Below are 13276 nucleotides of genomic sequence, written 5' to 3' on the forward strand. Positions count from 1 at the left end.
AATAAAACAACTACATAATAAATATATCTCGCATATTGTATTAGCTTCTGCTTTTATCTTACTGATTTACAATGTTTACTTTTGGGCTAAGCTGGCCTACAATAGGTCAAGGAGTCGGCCAGGCGGTCGCTGCGCCCTCAGCGCGCGGAGGAAAGTCCGGGCTCCACAGGGCAGGGTGCCAGGTAACACCTGGGAGGCGTGAGCCTACGGAAAGTGCCACAGAAAACATACCGCCGATGGCCAGCCCGCTAGGGCTTAGGCACAGGCAAGGGTGAAAAGGTGCGGTAAGAGCGCACCGCGCGACCGGTAACGGCTCGCGGCACGGTAAACCCCACCCGGAGCAAGGCCAAATAGGGGGGCTATGGCGTGGCCCGCGCCGCCCCCGGGTAGGCCGCTAGAGGCATGCGGTGACGTATGCCCCAGAGGAATGACCGCCCTCGACAGAACCCGGCTTACCGGCCGACTCTTTCTCTTTTACCTCTAAGCAGAACTCGACCTACTTATCTCCAAAGCCCTTTTATAGAGCATGTTGCGCTTGGCTCCAGTTATGCGGGCCGCCAAACTAGCGGCTTGCTTGACCGACAGCTCGGCGAGCAGAGGACGGAGGACATCATCAATATCTAACTGCAGTGACTCTCCGGTAGATTGTTGGTCGGACCTGCCCGCAACAATCACCACAAACTCCCCGCGTTGCTGGTTTTTATTCGCCTCAACCATATGGATGACATCTTGTAGCGGCCCACGAAGCAATGTCTCGTGAACTTTTGTTAACTCCCGGGCAACGACTACCCAACGTCCGCCGCCGCAGATTTCGCGCAGATCCTGGAGCGACTCAACAACTCGATGGGGCGCTTCAAAATAAATTGTTGGCTTGCGCCTTATAGCTAATTCTTCCACGGCCTTGCGCCGCGCTGAACTCTTGGCGGGAAGAAAGCCGGCAAATTCAAATCCATCAACATCAAATCCGGCCACAGCCAGAGCCGCGGTAACGCTACTAGCCCCAGGGACGGTAACCACCCTCACCTCATTGGCATGGGCCGCAGCTACCAAGCGCGCGCCGGGGTCACTTATCAAGGGAGTGCCGGCATCACTTACCAAACCGACGCTATAACCGGAGGCGAGAAGTCTTAGCAAGCGCGGTATACGGCTCGCTTCGTTGTGTTCGTGGAGGCTGATTGTGCGTGCATTCAGGTTATAATAGTCGAGTAGGTAGCGGCTGCGCCGAGTGTTCTCGGCGGCAACCCAGTCGACGCAGGCAAGTGTATCCAGAGCTCGCAGGGTAATATCGCGCATATTTCCTATGGGAGTAGCAATGACCGACAGAACGCCGGTTGATGGCGGTGCTGGCGAGTTTGACATCGACACTGTCGCGGCGGGATACTCAGCTCTCTGGGGACTAACCTCCGTTGACGTGGCGGTCTTTTTTACCACATTACCTCCGCACAATTGATCTTCGGTATTCGCCAATAATGACGCATAAAACAAAGTTGTTTATAAAACGAACCGTTAATTCTAGCAGGATTGCCGGAGCAGCAATTCTACTAGCACTGCTAGGCCTCAGTGCGTGCGCCCCCACACCCACAGAACCGGAGCCAGTTGAGCCGGAGCAGCCACAAGAAATTGAGGAAAAGGCCAAAAAGACTGCACAGGAAGAGGACTACAAACGTGCCGCCGAGCTCTTCGATGCCGCCGCGGACTCCTATACAGACCCAGACCACGTTTCTCGAGTACTACTCTTTGCCGCAGAGAACTGGGTAAAAGTTGATGATATCGATGCTGCTACCTCTTCAATAGCTGGAGTAAACCCCAACCGCCTCGAGGATGATATTGCGCCGCGCTTCTGGTTGGTGCGCGCCAATATTCTGTTGAGCCACGACCAAGCACGCTCTGCTGCTCAACAGCTCGATTTCCTCTATGGCCCACCAGAAGGACTGGAAAAAGAGTACTACGTTCTGCGCTCCAGAATTGCCGAGCATAACAACGATTACATTGACAAAGCTGGCTACCTCATCAAGCTCGAGGATTTTTTGCAAGAGGCTGAAGAGCGTAAAGATAACCGTGAATTGATATGGCAATCGCTCAACGAACTCCCCTCGCAGGCCCTACAAGAATTTCATGCGAGGGACGAGATACTCTCTGGCTGGATAGAGCTAGTGCTGATTTCTCGTCAATATCAACTCGAGCCTCCCCAGCTCGAGCAAGCCATTGAGGACTGGCAGGAGGACTATCCCGACCACCCAGGCAACAGGGAGAAGGCTCAATCAATCCTATCGCAGCTAGAAGATCGCTATGAGGTACCCGGGCAGCTTGCCCTCCTGCTGCCCTTGAGCGGAGAGTTCGCCGCCGCTGGGGAGGCGATACGTGAGGGTGTTTTAGCTGCCTACTACTCTAGCGACTTTGATCATCCTGCGGTTACGGTCTACGACACAGCCGGCGACCCCGAAAGAGCCGTTAAAGCATACCGGACAGCGGTTGGTGATGGAGCTCAGCATATTATCGGTCCGCTGACCAAAGAGGAGCTGGAAAGGCTAATTGCTGATATAGATCAGTTCGATGTACCGATCCTTGCCCTTAATTCAAGTGACGAACCGTCTGCTATTCCGGACAACATGATTCAATTCAGCCTCTCCCCCGAGCGTGAGGCCAAACAGGCCGCCCTGCAAGCACGCCAACGCGGTTGGGAGGCAGTGGTATCCCTGACATCAGATAACAGCTGGGGGGAGCGCGTTAGCAGCGCCTTTGCTGAGGCTTTTGAAGAAGCCGGGGGAATAATTGCCCAAAGTGCCAATTACGACCCAGCAGAGACTGACTTCAGCAACCCGATTCGAGAAATCCTTAACCTAAACGTTAGCCAACAAAGGTTCCGTCAAATAAATAACCTCCTTGGCACTGCACCTCAATACCAGCCGCGGCGCAGGGCCGACATTGATGGCATATTTATCGCTGCATTCCCCGAACAAGCCAGGCTTATCCGCCCACAGCTAGAGTATCACCATGCCCAAAACCTGCCGGTTATGGCGACATCGCACGTCTATGGCGGGGCACCCGATCCCGAACGGGACCGTGATCTAGATGGCATAATATTCGTTGATGCCCCCTGGCTTGTAGGTGCAACAGGTGCAATCCCCCAAGGCCTTACCCACAGCGAGATAAAAAACCACTGGCAGCAGCTTATGGAACGCCACTCACGTCTCATAGCTCTGGGGATCGACGCCTACCGAATCGTGCCTTATCTCGATGTCATGCGCGAGAATCCGGACGAACGACTTGATGGCCTGACCGGTCAGCTGTATCTAAGTGATGCAAACATAATCAACCGCGGGCTAGTAAGCGCTCGTTTTGTGAGGGGCAATCCAGTTTTCGAAATGCCAACCAGGGAAGGTTCAACTTATGAAGAGATCACCGCTACCGAGTCTGACGAGAAGCGCGAACGGGGAGAGGGTTCCTGACGGCGGCAAGCTAAGCGCGCGGCTTTCTACCGGTGAATATGCCGAAAAGCTAGCCAGAGATTTCCTGAAAAAACAAGGATTAACCACTCTTGCCACCAGGTTCAGAGTCAACCGGGGTGAAATCGACCTAGTAATGGCCGATGGTAAAACAACCGTCTTTGTTGAGGTTCGCTATAGATCTTCTCCAGCATTCGGCGGCGCGGCCTCATCGATTAGCCGAAAGAAACGTCAGAGTCTCACTCGAGCGGCTTCTTACTGGCTGGCACTCAATCCCGGATCGGCGCGCTTTGACGTGATAGCAATTGACGGTGAAGAACTCGAATGGATTCAGAATGCCTTCTCGGCCACACCCTGACTCGGAGGATTAATGGACCCACACGAACGTATCGCACAACTTTTCCATGACAGTATACGCGCCAAGCAGAACGCCTTAGATCAGGTATCTCCCGCAGTAGTCAAGGCGGGTAGGCGTATGGCCCAGGCCCTTAACCAGGACCAGAAGATACTTGTCTGCGGCAACGGTGGCTCAGCAGCAGACGCTCAACACTTCTCTTCAGAGTTGCTGAATCGTTTTGAACTTGACAGACCCGGATTGCCCGCGATTGCACTGACAACCGATAGTTCAACTCTTACGTCAGTAGCAAACGACTACTCTTTTGATCATGTCTTCAGCCGTCAGGTACAGGCATTAGGGCTAGCAGGGGATATTCTCTTAGCTATAACGACTAGCGGCAACTCACCCAATGTAGTCTCAGCGCACCATGCCGCCAAAAAAAGGGGCATGCTCACAATCGCTCTTACGGGCAGGGACGGTGGCAAATTTGCGGAAATAATGGAATCAGATGATATTGAAATTCGTGTCCCACATCAGCAGACCGCTCGTATTCAAGAGGTACACTTGCTAGTAATTCACTGCATATGTGATCTAATCGATCGCAGTCTCTTTGGTGAAACGCATAACAGGTAGGCTCTGCTGCAGTTAATCGTTATCTCTGTCTTGATTGGTCCTGCGCGTGGGGGTTATTTAACCACGCGCAGGTTTGGGCGTTTGCCTCCACCAGAGTTGGAACTTGATGAGCCAGGGGCGTCGTCGCCACCATCCGGATCTTGTCCGGCATTGACCTCATGTGTAGCCTCCCCGCTCTGATTAGTCTCTTCCTCCATCTCATCCTCGGCCCCGAACATCATGCCTTGGCCGTTTTCGCGCGCGTAGACCGCCATAACAGCACCCACCGGAATGGTCACCCCACGAGCAACGCCACCAAACCTGGCACTAAAGCGTATAACATCATTACCCATATTGAGGCCTTGAACAGCTCGTGGGGAGACATTCAAAACCAACCTGCCATCTTCTGCATACTCGGTCGGCGCATCAATATCTGAGCGGCTAGCATCAACCAACAGGTAAGGGGTCTTATCGTTATCGGCAATCCACTCGTAGATTGCCCTTACCAAATAAGGACGACTTGAGTTCATAGTTCGCGCTCCTATCTCAAACTACCGGGCCATATTTAGCTCATCAGTAGTTAGGCTTGCCTTGAACCAATTTGTCAAAAACTGCTCCTCGGCATATTTTTTTACCGCGCCAGCTTCATCAGGTAACTCAACTCCCGCTATAGGCAGACGCCATAGCAGCGGCAGAATGGTGATATCCATCACAGTCAATTCATGGCTCAGGAAGTACTGCTGATCTTCAAAAAGCTCTGCTGCTGCAGTTAAGCTCTCGCGCAATGACCTGCGGGCACTCTGCGCTTTGGATTTTGACGATGTCAAGATCCGATCATAGTCCGCATACCAATCACGCTGCATACGGTATACAACCAATCGCGACTTTGCCCGAGAAATCGGATCAACCGGCATCAAGGGTGGATGTGGGTAGCGTTCGTCCAAATACTCGATGATTATGTCTGGCTCGTAAAGGGTAACATCCCTATCCACTAGCGTGGGCACATCTCCATAAGGATTTTGCTCCAACAACTCCACGGCAGGGCAGTCCGGATCAACCTTAATGCGCTCTGCATCCACGGCCTTAACTGCCAAAGCGAGTCGCACGCGATGACAATGAATACACAGCTCTCCAGTGTAGAGGCGGATCACTTCCCTTCTCCTAACGCAAAGGCCCGGGATGCTCTTATGCACCCCGGGCTACAAACAGCCGCCATTGGTTAATGGTCAAGGCGTTTACTGCTTTTTCAGTTCACGCCAATACTCTTTGTACAAGAGATAGAAGACGGTTGTCATAACCAGTAGGAAGAGAATAACCCAAATCCCCATCCTCTCCCTATCTGCCCTTATCGGTTCAGCAGCATAGGCAAGAAACGCTGTCAATTCGGCCGTCATCGCCTCATATTCGCGTCTGCTCATCTCGCCGTCGCCAGACACCTCAATGTCGACTAGATTACCATCATCGTCGTGGACAGGTTTGGGCGTCCCCTGAAGGTGAGCCAGCACGTGCGGCATACTGGTCCCCTCTTGGATCCAGTTATCAAAACCGACGGCAGCGTCTTCATCCTTGAAGTAGGCGTGGAGAAAAGTATATACCCAATCCTCGCCATGCACCCGGGTAGTCATGGACAGATCCGGAGGTTCGATGCCAAACCAGTTCTCCCCATCCTCCGGATCCATGGGCGAGATCATTTGCTCATGATGTTCGATATCGTCATCAAAAATGAGCTTATCCTCGATCCACTCCTCACCCATGCCGGTGTCTTCCGCCACCCGATCGTAGCGCAGATACTCCACCGAGTGGCAGCCCATGCAGTACTGGGCAAAGTGCTCAGCGCCCTTGCGGATTGACTCCCGGTCATGGTGACTGACGTTGGGATCCTTCATGTCGATCCCGCCCTGGGCAGCACCAGCGAACGAGACCGCCAAGAGCGCACCAAGAACGTACCCTAGTCTCTTTTTGCTCATTTGTCGGTCACCCTTTCCGGAACGGGTTTCGTTTGCTCAAAGCCGAAGTAGGTATAAACCCACAGGAATACGAAGAACCCGAAATAGACCACCGTAAAGATACGCGAAATAAGCATCGGCAACCCGCTTGGTTCCTGCATTCCGGCCCATGTGAGGATCAAGAAAGAGGCTACAAAGACAGCGAGTGCGATCTTGAAACCACGCCCCCGATAACGGATCGAACGCACTTCACTGCGATCAATCCAGGGCAGGAAGAGCAGTATCATCGAACCAGCGAACATCACTACGACGCCCAATGCCTCATTCGGGACGCACTGCAGCATCGCGTACCACGCAGTGAAGTACCAGATCGGATGGATCGTCTCCGGCGTCTGCAGCGGATTGGCCTCTTCCAGGTTCGGGGCCTCAATGAAATAGCCGAAGAACTCTGGAGCAAAGAAGACAATCGCACAGAATATGATCAGGAATATACCCATCCCGACCATGTCTTTAACCGTCACATAAGGATGGAATGCTATCCCATCGACCGGCTTGCCGTTTTTATCTTTGTTCTCTTTGATCTCGACGCCATCCGGGCTACTCGACCCAACATGGTGCAACGCCACTATATGGAGGAAGACCAGCAAGATCAGCACCAGAGGCAAGCCGATAACGTGCAGCGAGAATAGCCTACCGAGGGTTGCCTCGTTAACCAGGAAACCGCCTTGCAGCCAAACTACCAAGTCGTCACCGATAAACGGCACCACGCCGAACAGCGCCACAATGACCTGGGTTGCCCAGTACGATAACTGACCCCAAGGCAGTGCGTAGCCCATGAAGGCCTCGGTCATCATCACCAGATAGATCAGCACCCCGATAATCCAGAGCAGCTCCCGAGGCTTTTTATAGGAGCCGTACATCAGGCAGCGGAACATGTGGAGATAAACGACCACAAAGAACGCCGAGGCACCTACAGTGTGCAGGTAGCGCATCAGCCACCCCCACTCGACGTCACGCATAATGAATTCGACCGACGCAAAGGCGCGATCGACCGACGGCTGATAGTACATCGTCAGCCAGATGCCGGTGATGATCTGAATGACCAGCACCAGGATAGACAGCGATCCGAACAAGTACCAGAAGTTGATATTCTTCGGTACATAGTACTCGGTCATGTGGTAACGCCAAGTACTGGTAAGCGGAAAGCGCTTATCAACCCAGGCTTGTAGTTCGCTTAGTCGGCTAGCGCTTTGCTCACTCATGTCGCCTCGACCTCCTCTTCAGGATCCTCGGGATCCTCACCAATGACCAGCTTATCGTCATCAGTAAAGCGGTGGGGCGGGATCTCCAAGTTTTTCGGGGCCGGATTGCCTGAATAGACACGCCCGGACATGTCGTACATTGCTCCGTGACAGGCGCAGAAGAATCCACCTCGCCAATCGTCATCGAAAGGCTTAGCTTCAACCTCCGGGTGATAGACGACTATACAGCCGAGGTGCGTGCAAACCGGGCTGACAACCAGCACCTCTGGGGAGACGCTGCGGTATAGATTACGAGCGTATTCCGGCTGCTGCTCCGCTTCAGAGTCAGGATCGCGCAGCCTACCCCGCAGGATGTCTTCGTCCTCAAGGTTATCAAGATGTTCCTGAGTCCTGGAGATAACCCACACCGGGCTCCCCTTCCACTCGAACTCAAGACGTTGTCCGTCAGCAAGCTTGCTGACATCTACCTCTATAGGAGCACCTACTGCTTGTGCTTCTACGTTTGGTTTGAGGAAGCCGAGGAAGGGCACGGTTGCAAATACCGCTCCCACCCCGCCAACCACTGTTGCGGCACCGGTCAAAAAACGGCGCCGGCTAGGATCTGGGGCTTCGTTACTCATGACTGTTCCCTACGTGTCGTACCCAAGGGTGTACAAACAGCGCGTAAGCATCTTACATACTGGCTCGGGCGTCAAGACAGTAGCTGTCCATTCCGCCCTAACTCATCGCTGGTGCGTAGCATAAGATATTGACGAGATAACCGAAAGGGGGTTTTCACTACTAAGCAGGATTAGCTATCTCAATGTATTGATGATCAATATCAAATTTAGCCGCAATATGCTCACCTAAACGTTGAACTCCACCCCTTTCGGTAGCGTGGTGACCGGCCGCAAAGTAGTGAATACCGGCCTCTCGAGCGATATGGGGAATGGGCTCAGATATTTCACCACTAATGAATGCATCAGCACCATAGGCACAGGCCTGCTCAATTAGCCGTTCGGCACCACCACTGCACCATGCGATGCGGCGAATCAGCCCAGGTCCAGAACCGACGTGTAGTGGTGCCTGCCCAAGCACAGATTCAAGGCGCTGACTTAGTTGATTAGCACTAAGTTCTTGCCCCGGCACGCCAAACCACAGCAGGTCAGGGATGCCCTTTATCGAATATCTGGATTCGTTAGTTAGCTCCAGCATGTCCCCGAGGGCAGCATTGTTGCCAACCTCAAGATGAACATCCAGCGGCAGATGATAGGCAAACAGATTCATGCCTGAGCACAACAGCCGGCGAAGTCGTCTTGCCTTATAGCCAACTATTCTGTTTTCTTCGCCTTTCCAAAAGTAACCGTGATGAACCAGGATCGCATCGGCTTTCGCCGCCTCAGCCTTTTCGAGCAAAGAAGCACAAGCGCTTACGCCTGTGACCAGGCGCCCAATCTCCTCACGGCCTTCAACTTGCAGGCCATTTGGCGCATAGTCGGATATACTCTCAACCGATAAGTAGTCATTTAGGTATGCTTCGAGCTGATCTCTATGTAACATTGCTCTGTCCATCCATTATGAGGTATCTGCAAAAATTTTTGGCATCCCCTGTTGCCTTGTTCTTGTTATGGAGGAGACCATGACCCATCCCCTAAAGAAGGCTTGGCGATATTCCAGGCACACAGAACGCCATGGATTAGTTACACGAGGCGCCACAAGGGGGGGATTAGAAGACGCCTCCAGGGCGGAATGCCCGACTCGCACCGCTGCGGTTCTGCAGGGCGCCAAACAGATTTGTGGCGACTCCATAGTGCGGTTATTTGCATGACTCTTCCTGGATCCAAGCAGAAACCTATTCAACCATGGCCGTACACTCACTACGGCGAGTGGATAAGGTTTGTTTTAGGTTATGCGACCCTCGGCATAGCTATAGCCATTGCTCTGGTCTGGCTTAATCCTGGCTGGCTTTACTCAGTAATTCCGCAAGACGATTCCGCCAGGCACGAAGGCTTTAATCGAGACATGCCGGTCGAAACTGACCGAGATATTGCGGCGCGCCCTGCTCAGTTAGGCCAGCCCGTTTCCTATGCCGAATCAGTAGCTAGGGCCGCTCCCGCAGTGGTTAACATCTACTCTGCCCCGAGTGAAACAGAGCAGTTCACGCCACCTGGCTACCGCCACCCGCTGTTGGAGAGATTCTTCGAGCAACCCGGGCATCCCCCAAGGCTTCCTAGGCACCAGGCCAACCTTGGCTCCGGTATTATTATCAGCGAAAACGGCTATATAGTCACCAACCATCATGTGATTAAACAGGCAGAAAGCATCAAAGTTGTTCTTCCTGACAAACGCGAAGCCCGAGCAACAGTCATTGGCGAAGACCCGGAAACTGATCTAGCCCTGCTTAGCATAGACCTCCAAGAACTGCCGGTAATCTCCTTCGGCGATGAGAGTGATGTCCGCGTCGGGGATGTGGTTCTTGCTATCGGCAACCCATTTGGTGTTGGCCAAACAGTAACCAAGGGGATAATCAGCGCGACAGGCCGTGATCAGCTTGGTCTATCTACATTTGAGAGCTTCCTACAGACCGATGCGGCCATAAACGTAGGCAACTCCGGAGGCGCCCTGATAGATGCCCACGGACGCCTGATAGGCATAAATACCGCGTTGTTCGACCGAGGTGGCGGCGGCTCTCACGGCATAGGATTCGCTATCCCTGCAAGCATGGTTCAGTCGGTTATAAGCGACTTCTTCGAACATGGACAGGTCGTGCGCGGCTGGCTGGGAGTCAAGACACAACGCCTAACTCCCCCTCTAGCTCGTTCCTTCGATTTAGATGAGAGCAAAGGCGTCGTAGTAACCGAAATATCGCCTGGCGGACCGGTTGAAGGTGGCACACTCAAAACAGGCGATGTGCTGACAAAGATCGACGGCACCCAGATTGAGAGTGTGCAAGATTTTCTTAGGGCCACCGGGAGAAGCCCGCCAGGAACCAGAGTTGAAGTCAGTGGCTATCGTGACGGTGACCCATTTAATAAAAAAATCATTTTAGGCAAGAATCCTAAATCTGACGCACGATAATAGAACCCCTCTAGAAAAATCCCCTGATCCATTATCTGCCCGATGTGGAGGACGCCGTGAATCCATCTCTGGAGGCTTCATGGCGCCATCCCTGGCGCCATGAAACCTCCAAATCGGGTAGATAAGGCTCAGGGGGAATCTTTTAGAGGCGTAGAGGCGCTCAATAGGAGGATTTCGGCTCTTGCAGATCCCGTCAATAATCCCCTGCAGACAAACCTGAGAGAGCGCCCAAGAAGAGATCATTCTCTTGCGGTGTGCCGACGGTTACCCGGAGGCAATTACTAAGCCGCGGATGGCTTCCATCAAGTGATTTGACCAACACGCCCTCGGCCAACAAATGCTTATAGGCCCTTGACGCTGGAATCGCTTTAAGCCGAAAGGTTATAAAATTGGTCTCGCTCGGCAGCACCCGCTCTACCACGGGCATATGCCGCAGCTCTTCAGCCAACCTAGATCGCTCGCCAAGCACTCGTTTAATCGCCTCATCGAGCTGCTGACGATGCTCCAGGGCAAACTTTGCGCTTACCTGGGCTAGCACTCCAACATTGTAAGGAAGACGGCACTTTTCTAGCTGCTCTACCCACTCGGGGTGGGCGATCAGAACCCCTACCCGCAGCCCAGCCAAGCCGACCTTGGAGAGCGTACGCAGCAGCAGGACGTTGGGGTGGTCAAGCAAGCGCGGCAAGAAACTCGAATCAGCGTAGGCGTAGTAAGCCTCATCAACGACCACCACTCCCTCCGTTGATAAGGCCAAGGAGGATATCTCATCCAGATCCAAACCATTACCAGTAGGGTTATTAGGGTGGGCAACATAGGTAACAGCCGGTTGATGCTTGCCTACAGCGGCCTGCATAGCCGCTAAATCAAGGCCGTAATCATCTGCCAGATCAATCTCCACAAACTCAGATCCACTCAATGTGGCGATTACCCGATACATGGCAAAGCTAGGTGCTGGCGCCATAACTGTTCGGCCATGCCCGGCAATAGCTAGATTGATCAGCTGAATCAGCTCATCAGAACCATTGCCTAGCAGCAGCTCTGCACAGGCAGGAACTTCAAAGACCTCGCGGACTACTTTTTTAAGATCGCCGCAATTAGGGTCCGGATATCTGTTTAGCGCAACTTCGCTAAGTCGATTTAGCCACTCATCGCGCAGATCTCCGGGCCAAGGCCAGGGGCTCTCCATAGCGTCCAGCTTTATCGCATCGCCAGGATCGGCGACCTTATAGCCGACAAGATCCTGTATTTCGGGACGCACCCACCGCCTTACCTGCGCAGATAACTCACTCAATTGCCCTCTCCGTGACCGGCTTTTCTAAACTCTGCTGCCTTAGCATGTGCCCCTAACCCTTCACCATGGGCAATCACCGCGGCACTCTCGGCCAACTTAGCGGCCCCCTCAGGCGAACAAAAAAGTGTCGTTGACCGCTTCTGGAAATCATAGACGCCAAGAGGTGAAGCAAAGCGGGCAGTTCGTGAGGTCGGTAGAGTATGGTTAGGACCAGCGCAATAATCCCCTAGTGACTCTGCAGTGTGATGGCCGAGAAAGATTGCTCCAGCGTGGCGAATGCCACCAACTAGCCGCTGAGGTTCGGCAACCGAAAGTTCCAGATGTTCTGGCGCGACCCGGTTGGCTACATCTTGCGCCTCGGCCAAATCGCGGACACAGATCAGGGCACCGCGTTTAGCAAGTGACTCACGGACAATATCGGAACGTTCTAGCTCCGGCAGCATGCGCTCCATAGCCGCTTGGACCTGGTCCAGGTAGACAAAATCAGGACAGACCAGCAAGGCCTGAGCATGCTCATCATGTTCGGCCTGCGAAAACAGGTCCATAGCGATCCATTCGGGGTCAGCCTGTCCATCGCTAATAATCAGAACCTCGGATGGACCTGCAATCATATCGATCCCGACCACCCCGTAGACTCTCCGTTTTGCTTCTGCTACGTAGGCATTCCCCGGGCCCACGATCTTATCCACTGACGGGACCGTTTGGGTGCCATAAGCCAATGCCGCAACCGCCTGTGCCCCACCTAAGGTAAATATACGATCCACCCCGGCAATCTTAGCCGCTGCCAATACCAGGGATGACAACTCGCCATTCGGGGCCGGCACAGTCATAACGATTTCTTCGACCCCGGCGACACGGGCCGGTACAGCATTCATAAGCACTGAGGATGGGTATGCAGCTTTACCGCCCGGAACATATACTCCCACTCTGTCTATGGCAGTAACCTGCTGACCGAGCAGATTGCCGTCTTCATCCTCATACTCCCAGGAATCAATGCGCTGACGAGTAGCATAGGCGCGAATCCGCGTTGCGGCGTGTTCAAGGGCACTCCGCGACTCAGGGCAAATTTCTTGAGCAGCCGCCTCTATCCGCTCGCGGGAGACTTCCAGCTCAGCAACAGAGCCAGCATCAAGGCCATCAAAGGTACGTGTATACTCGAGTAGCGCCTTGTCGCCTCCTGTGCGCACCCCTTCAACCACCTCTGCCACCCGCTGCTCGAGCTCTGCCCCAGGGTGACTCTCCCAGCCGACCAGTTGCTCCAGGCTCTCCCAGAAATCCGGCTGGGTTGTACTAAGGCGTTTAATATCTACCATTGTTGCGTTGCC

At 53.6% G+C, this 13276-nt stretch carries 14 protein-coding genes and 1 other RNA gene; 6 read left to right on the plus strand and 9 right to left on the minus strand.

Going from position 1 to position 13276, the window contains the following annotated elements; translation table 11 throughout:
* Positions 1 to 110 precede the first annotated feature (110 nt).
* An RNA gene (rnpB, locus tag HH1059_RS09170) (RNase P RNA component class A) lies at positions 111 to 471 on the plus strand.
* A gap of 9 nt (positions 472 to 480) precedes the next feature.
* On the opposite strand, the gene rsmI is transcribed toward rnpB, so the two are convergent.
* Positions 481 to 1293, minus strand: coding sequence for a 16S rRNA (cytidine(1402)-2'-O)-methyltransferase (gene rsmI / locus HH1059_RS09175; protein ID WP_231901926.1), 813 nt, complete (start codon positions 1291 to 1293; stop codon positions 481 to 483).
* Positions 1294 to 1312: 19 nt separating this feature from the next.
* Between rsmI and HH1059_RS13830 the strand changes: the two genes are divergently transcribed.
* Genes HH1059_RS13830 through HH1059_RS09190 form a run of 4 tightly spaced genes read left to right on the plus strand, consistent with a single transcriptional unit; the run spans position 1313 to position 4416 of the window.
* Complete coding sequence (locus HH1059_RS13830) at positions 1313 to 1450, plus strand: hypothetical protein (RefSeq protein ID WP_207148211.1); 138 nt, start codon at positions 1313 to 1315, stop codon at positions 1448 to 1450.
* 19 nt (positions 1451 to 1469) lie between these two features.
* Positions 1470 to 3449 carry a penicillin-binding protein activator gene (locus HH1059_RS09180; protein WP_096409873.1) on the plus strand — a complete coding sequence of 660 codons (1980 nt, stop codon included), beginning with the start codon at positions 1470 to 1472 and terminating at the stop codon, positions 3447 to 3449.
* Positions 3391 to 3804, plus strand: coding sequence for a YraN family protein (locus tag HH1059_RS09185; RefSeq protein WP_096409874.1), 414 nt, complete (start codon positions 3391 to 3393; stop codon positions 3802 to 3804). Before HH1059_RS09180 ends, HH1059_RS09185 begins: the two co-directional genes overlap by 59 nt.
* Positions 3805 to 3816: 12 nt before the next feature.
* On the plus strand, positions 3817 to 4416 hold the full coding sequence (locus HH1059_RS09190) for a phosphoheptose isomerase (protein WP_096409875.1): 600 nt from the start codon (positions 3817 to 3819) through the stop codon (positions 4414 to 4416).
* A 53-nt stretch (positions 4417 to 4469) separates the two neighbouring features.
* Here the strand turns inward: HH1059_RS09190 and HH1059_RS09195 are convergent, their stop codons facing one another.
* The 6 genes from HH1059_RS09195 to HH1059_RS09220 form a co-directional block, all read right to left on the minus strand.
* Positions 4470 to 4925 (minus strand): ClpXP protease specificity-enhancing factor, encoded by a 456-nt coding sequence (locus tag HH1059_RS09195; RefSeq protein ID WP_096409876.1) that lies wholly within the window; start codon positions 4923 to 4925, stop codon positions 4470 to 4472.
* Positions 4926 to 4946: 21 nt separating this feature from the next.
* Entirely contained in the window at positions 4947 to 5546 is a 600-nt protein-coding gene (locus HH1059_RS09200; protein ID WP_096409877.1) for a glutathione S-transferase N-terminal domain-containing protein, read from the minus strand.
* 84 nt (positions 5547 to 5630) lie between these two features.
* The gene (locus tag HH1059_RS09205) at positions 5631 to 6362 is read right to left on the minus strand and encodes a cytochrome c1 (protein ID WP_096409878.1); all 732 of its coding nucleotides are present in this window, start codon (positions 6360 to 6362) and stop codon (positions 5631 to 5633) included.
* Positions 6359 to 7603 carry a cytochrome b gene (locus tag HH1059_RS09210; protein ID WP_096409879.1) on the minus strand — a complete coding sequence of 415 codons (1245 nt, stop codon included), beginning with the start codon at positions 7601 to 7603 and terminating at the stop codon, positions 6359 to 6361. The genes HH1059_RS09205 and HH1059_RS09210 overlap by 4 nt, the downstream gene beginning before the upstream one ends.
* Positions 7600 to 8223 (minus strand): ubiquinol-cytochrome c reductase iron-sulfur subunit, encoded by a 624-nt coding sequence (petA, locus tag HH1059_RS09215; protein ID WP_096409880.1) that lies wholly within the window; start codon positions 8221 to 8223, stop codon positions 7600 to 7602. The genes HH1059_RS09210 and petA overlap by 4 nt, the downstream gene beginning before the upstream one ends.
* 160 nt (positions 8224 to 8383) lie before the next feature.
* Positions 8384 to 9142: a Nif3-like dinuclear metal center hexameric protein gene (locus tag HH1059_RS09220; RefSeq protein ID WP_096409881.1), complete on the minus strand. Its 759-nt coding sequence runs from the start codon at positions 9140 to 9142 to the stop codon at positions 8384 to 8386.
* Between the two features lie 264 nt (positions 9143 to 9406).
* Between HH1059_RS09220 and HH1059_RS09225 the strand changes: the two genes are divergently transcribed.
* Positions 9407 to 10660: a trypsin-like peptidase domain-containing protein gene (locus HH1059_RS09225; protein WP_096410400.1), complete on the plus strand. Its 1254-nt coding sequence runs from the start codon at positions 9407 to 9409 to the stop codon at positions 10658 to 10660.
* A gap of 193 nt (positions 10661 to 10853) precedes the next feature.
* On the opposite strand, the gene hisC is transcribed toward HH1059_RS09225, so the two are convergent.
* On the minus strand, positions 10854 to 11951 hold the full coding sequence (hisC, locus tag HH1059_RS09230) for a histidinol-phosphate transaminase (RefSeq protein WP_096409882.1): 1098 nt from the start codon (positions 11949 to 11951) through the stop codon (positions 10854 to 10856).
* Positions 11948 to 13264 (minus strand): histidinol dehydrogenase, encoded by a 1317-nt coding sequence (gene hisD / locus HH1059_RS09235; RefSeq protein WP_096409883.1) that lies wholly within the window; start codon positions 13262 to 13264, stop codon positions 11948 to 11950. The genes hisC and hisD overlap by 4 nt, the downstream gene beginning before the upstream one ends.
* Between the last annotated feature and the right edge of the window lie 12 nt (positions 13265 to 13276).

The organism is Halorhodospira halochloris (genome assembly GCF_002356555.2).
In the GTDB taxonomy this organism is placed as follows: domain Bacteria; phylum Pseudomonadota; class Gammaproteobacteria; order Nitrococcales; family Halorhodospiraceae; genus Halorhodospira; species Halorhodospira halochloris.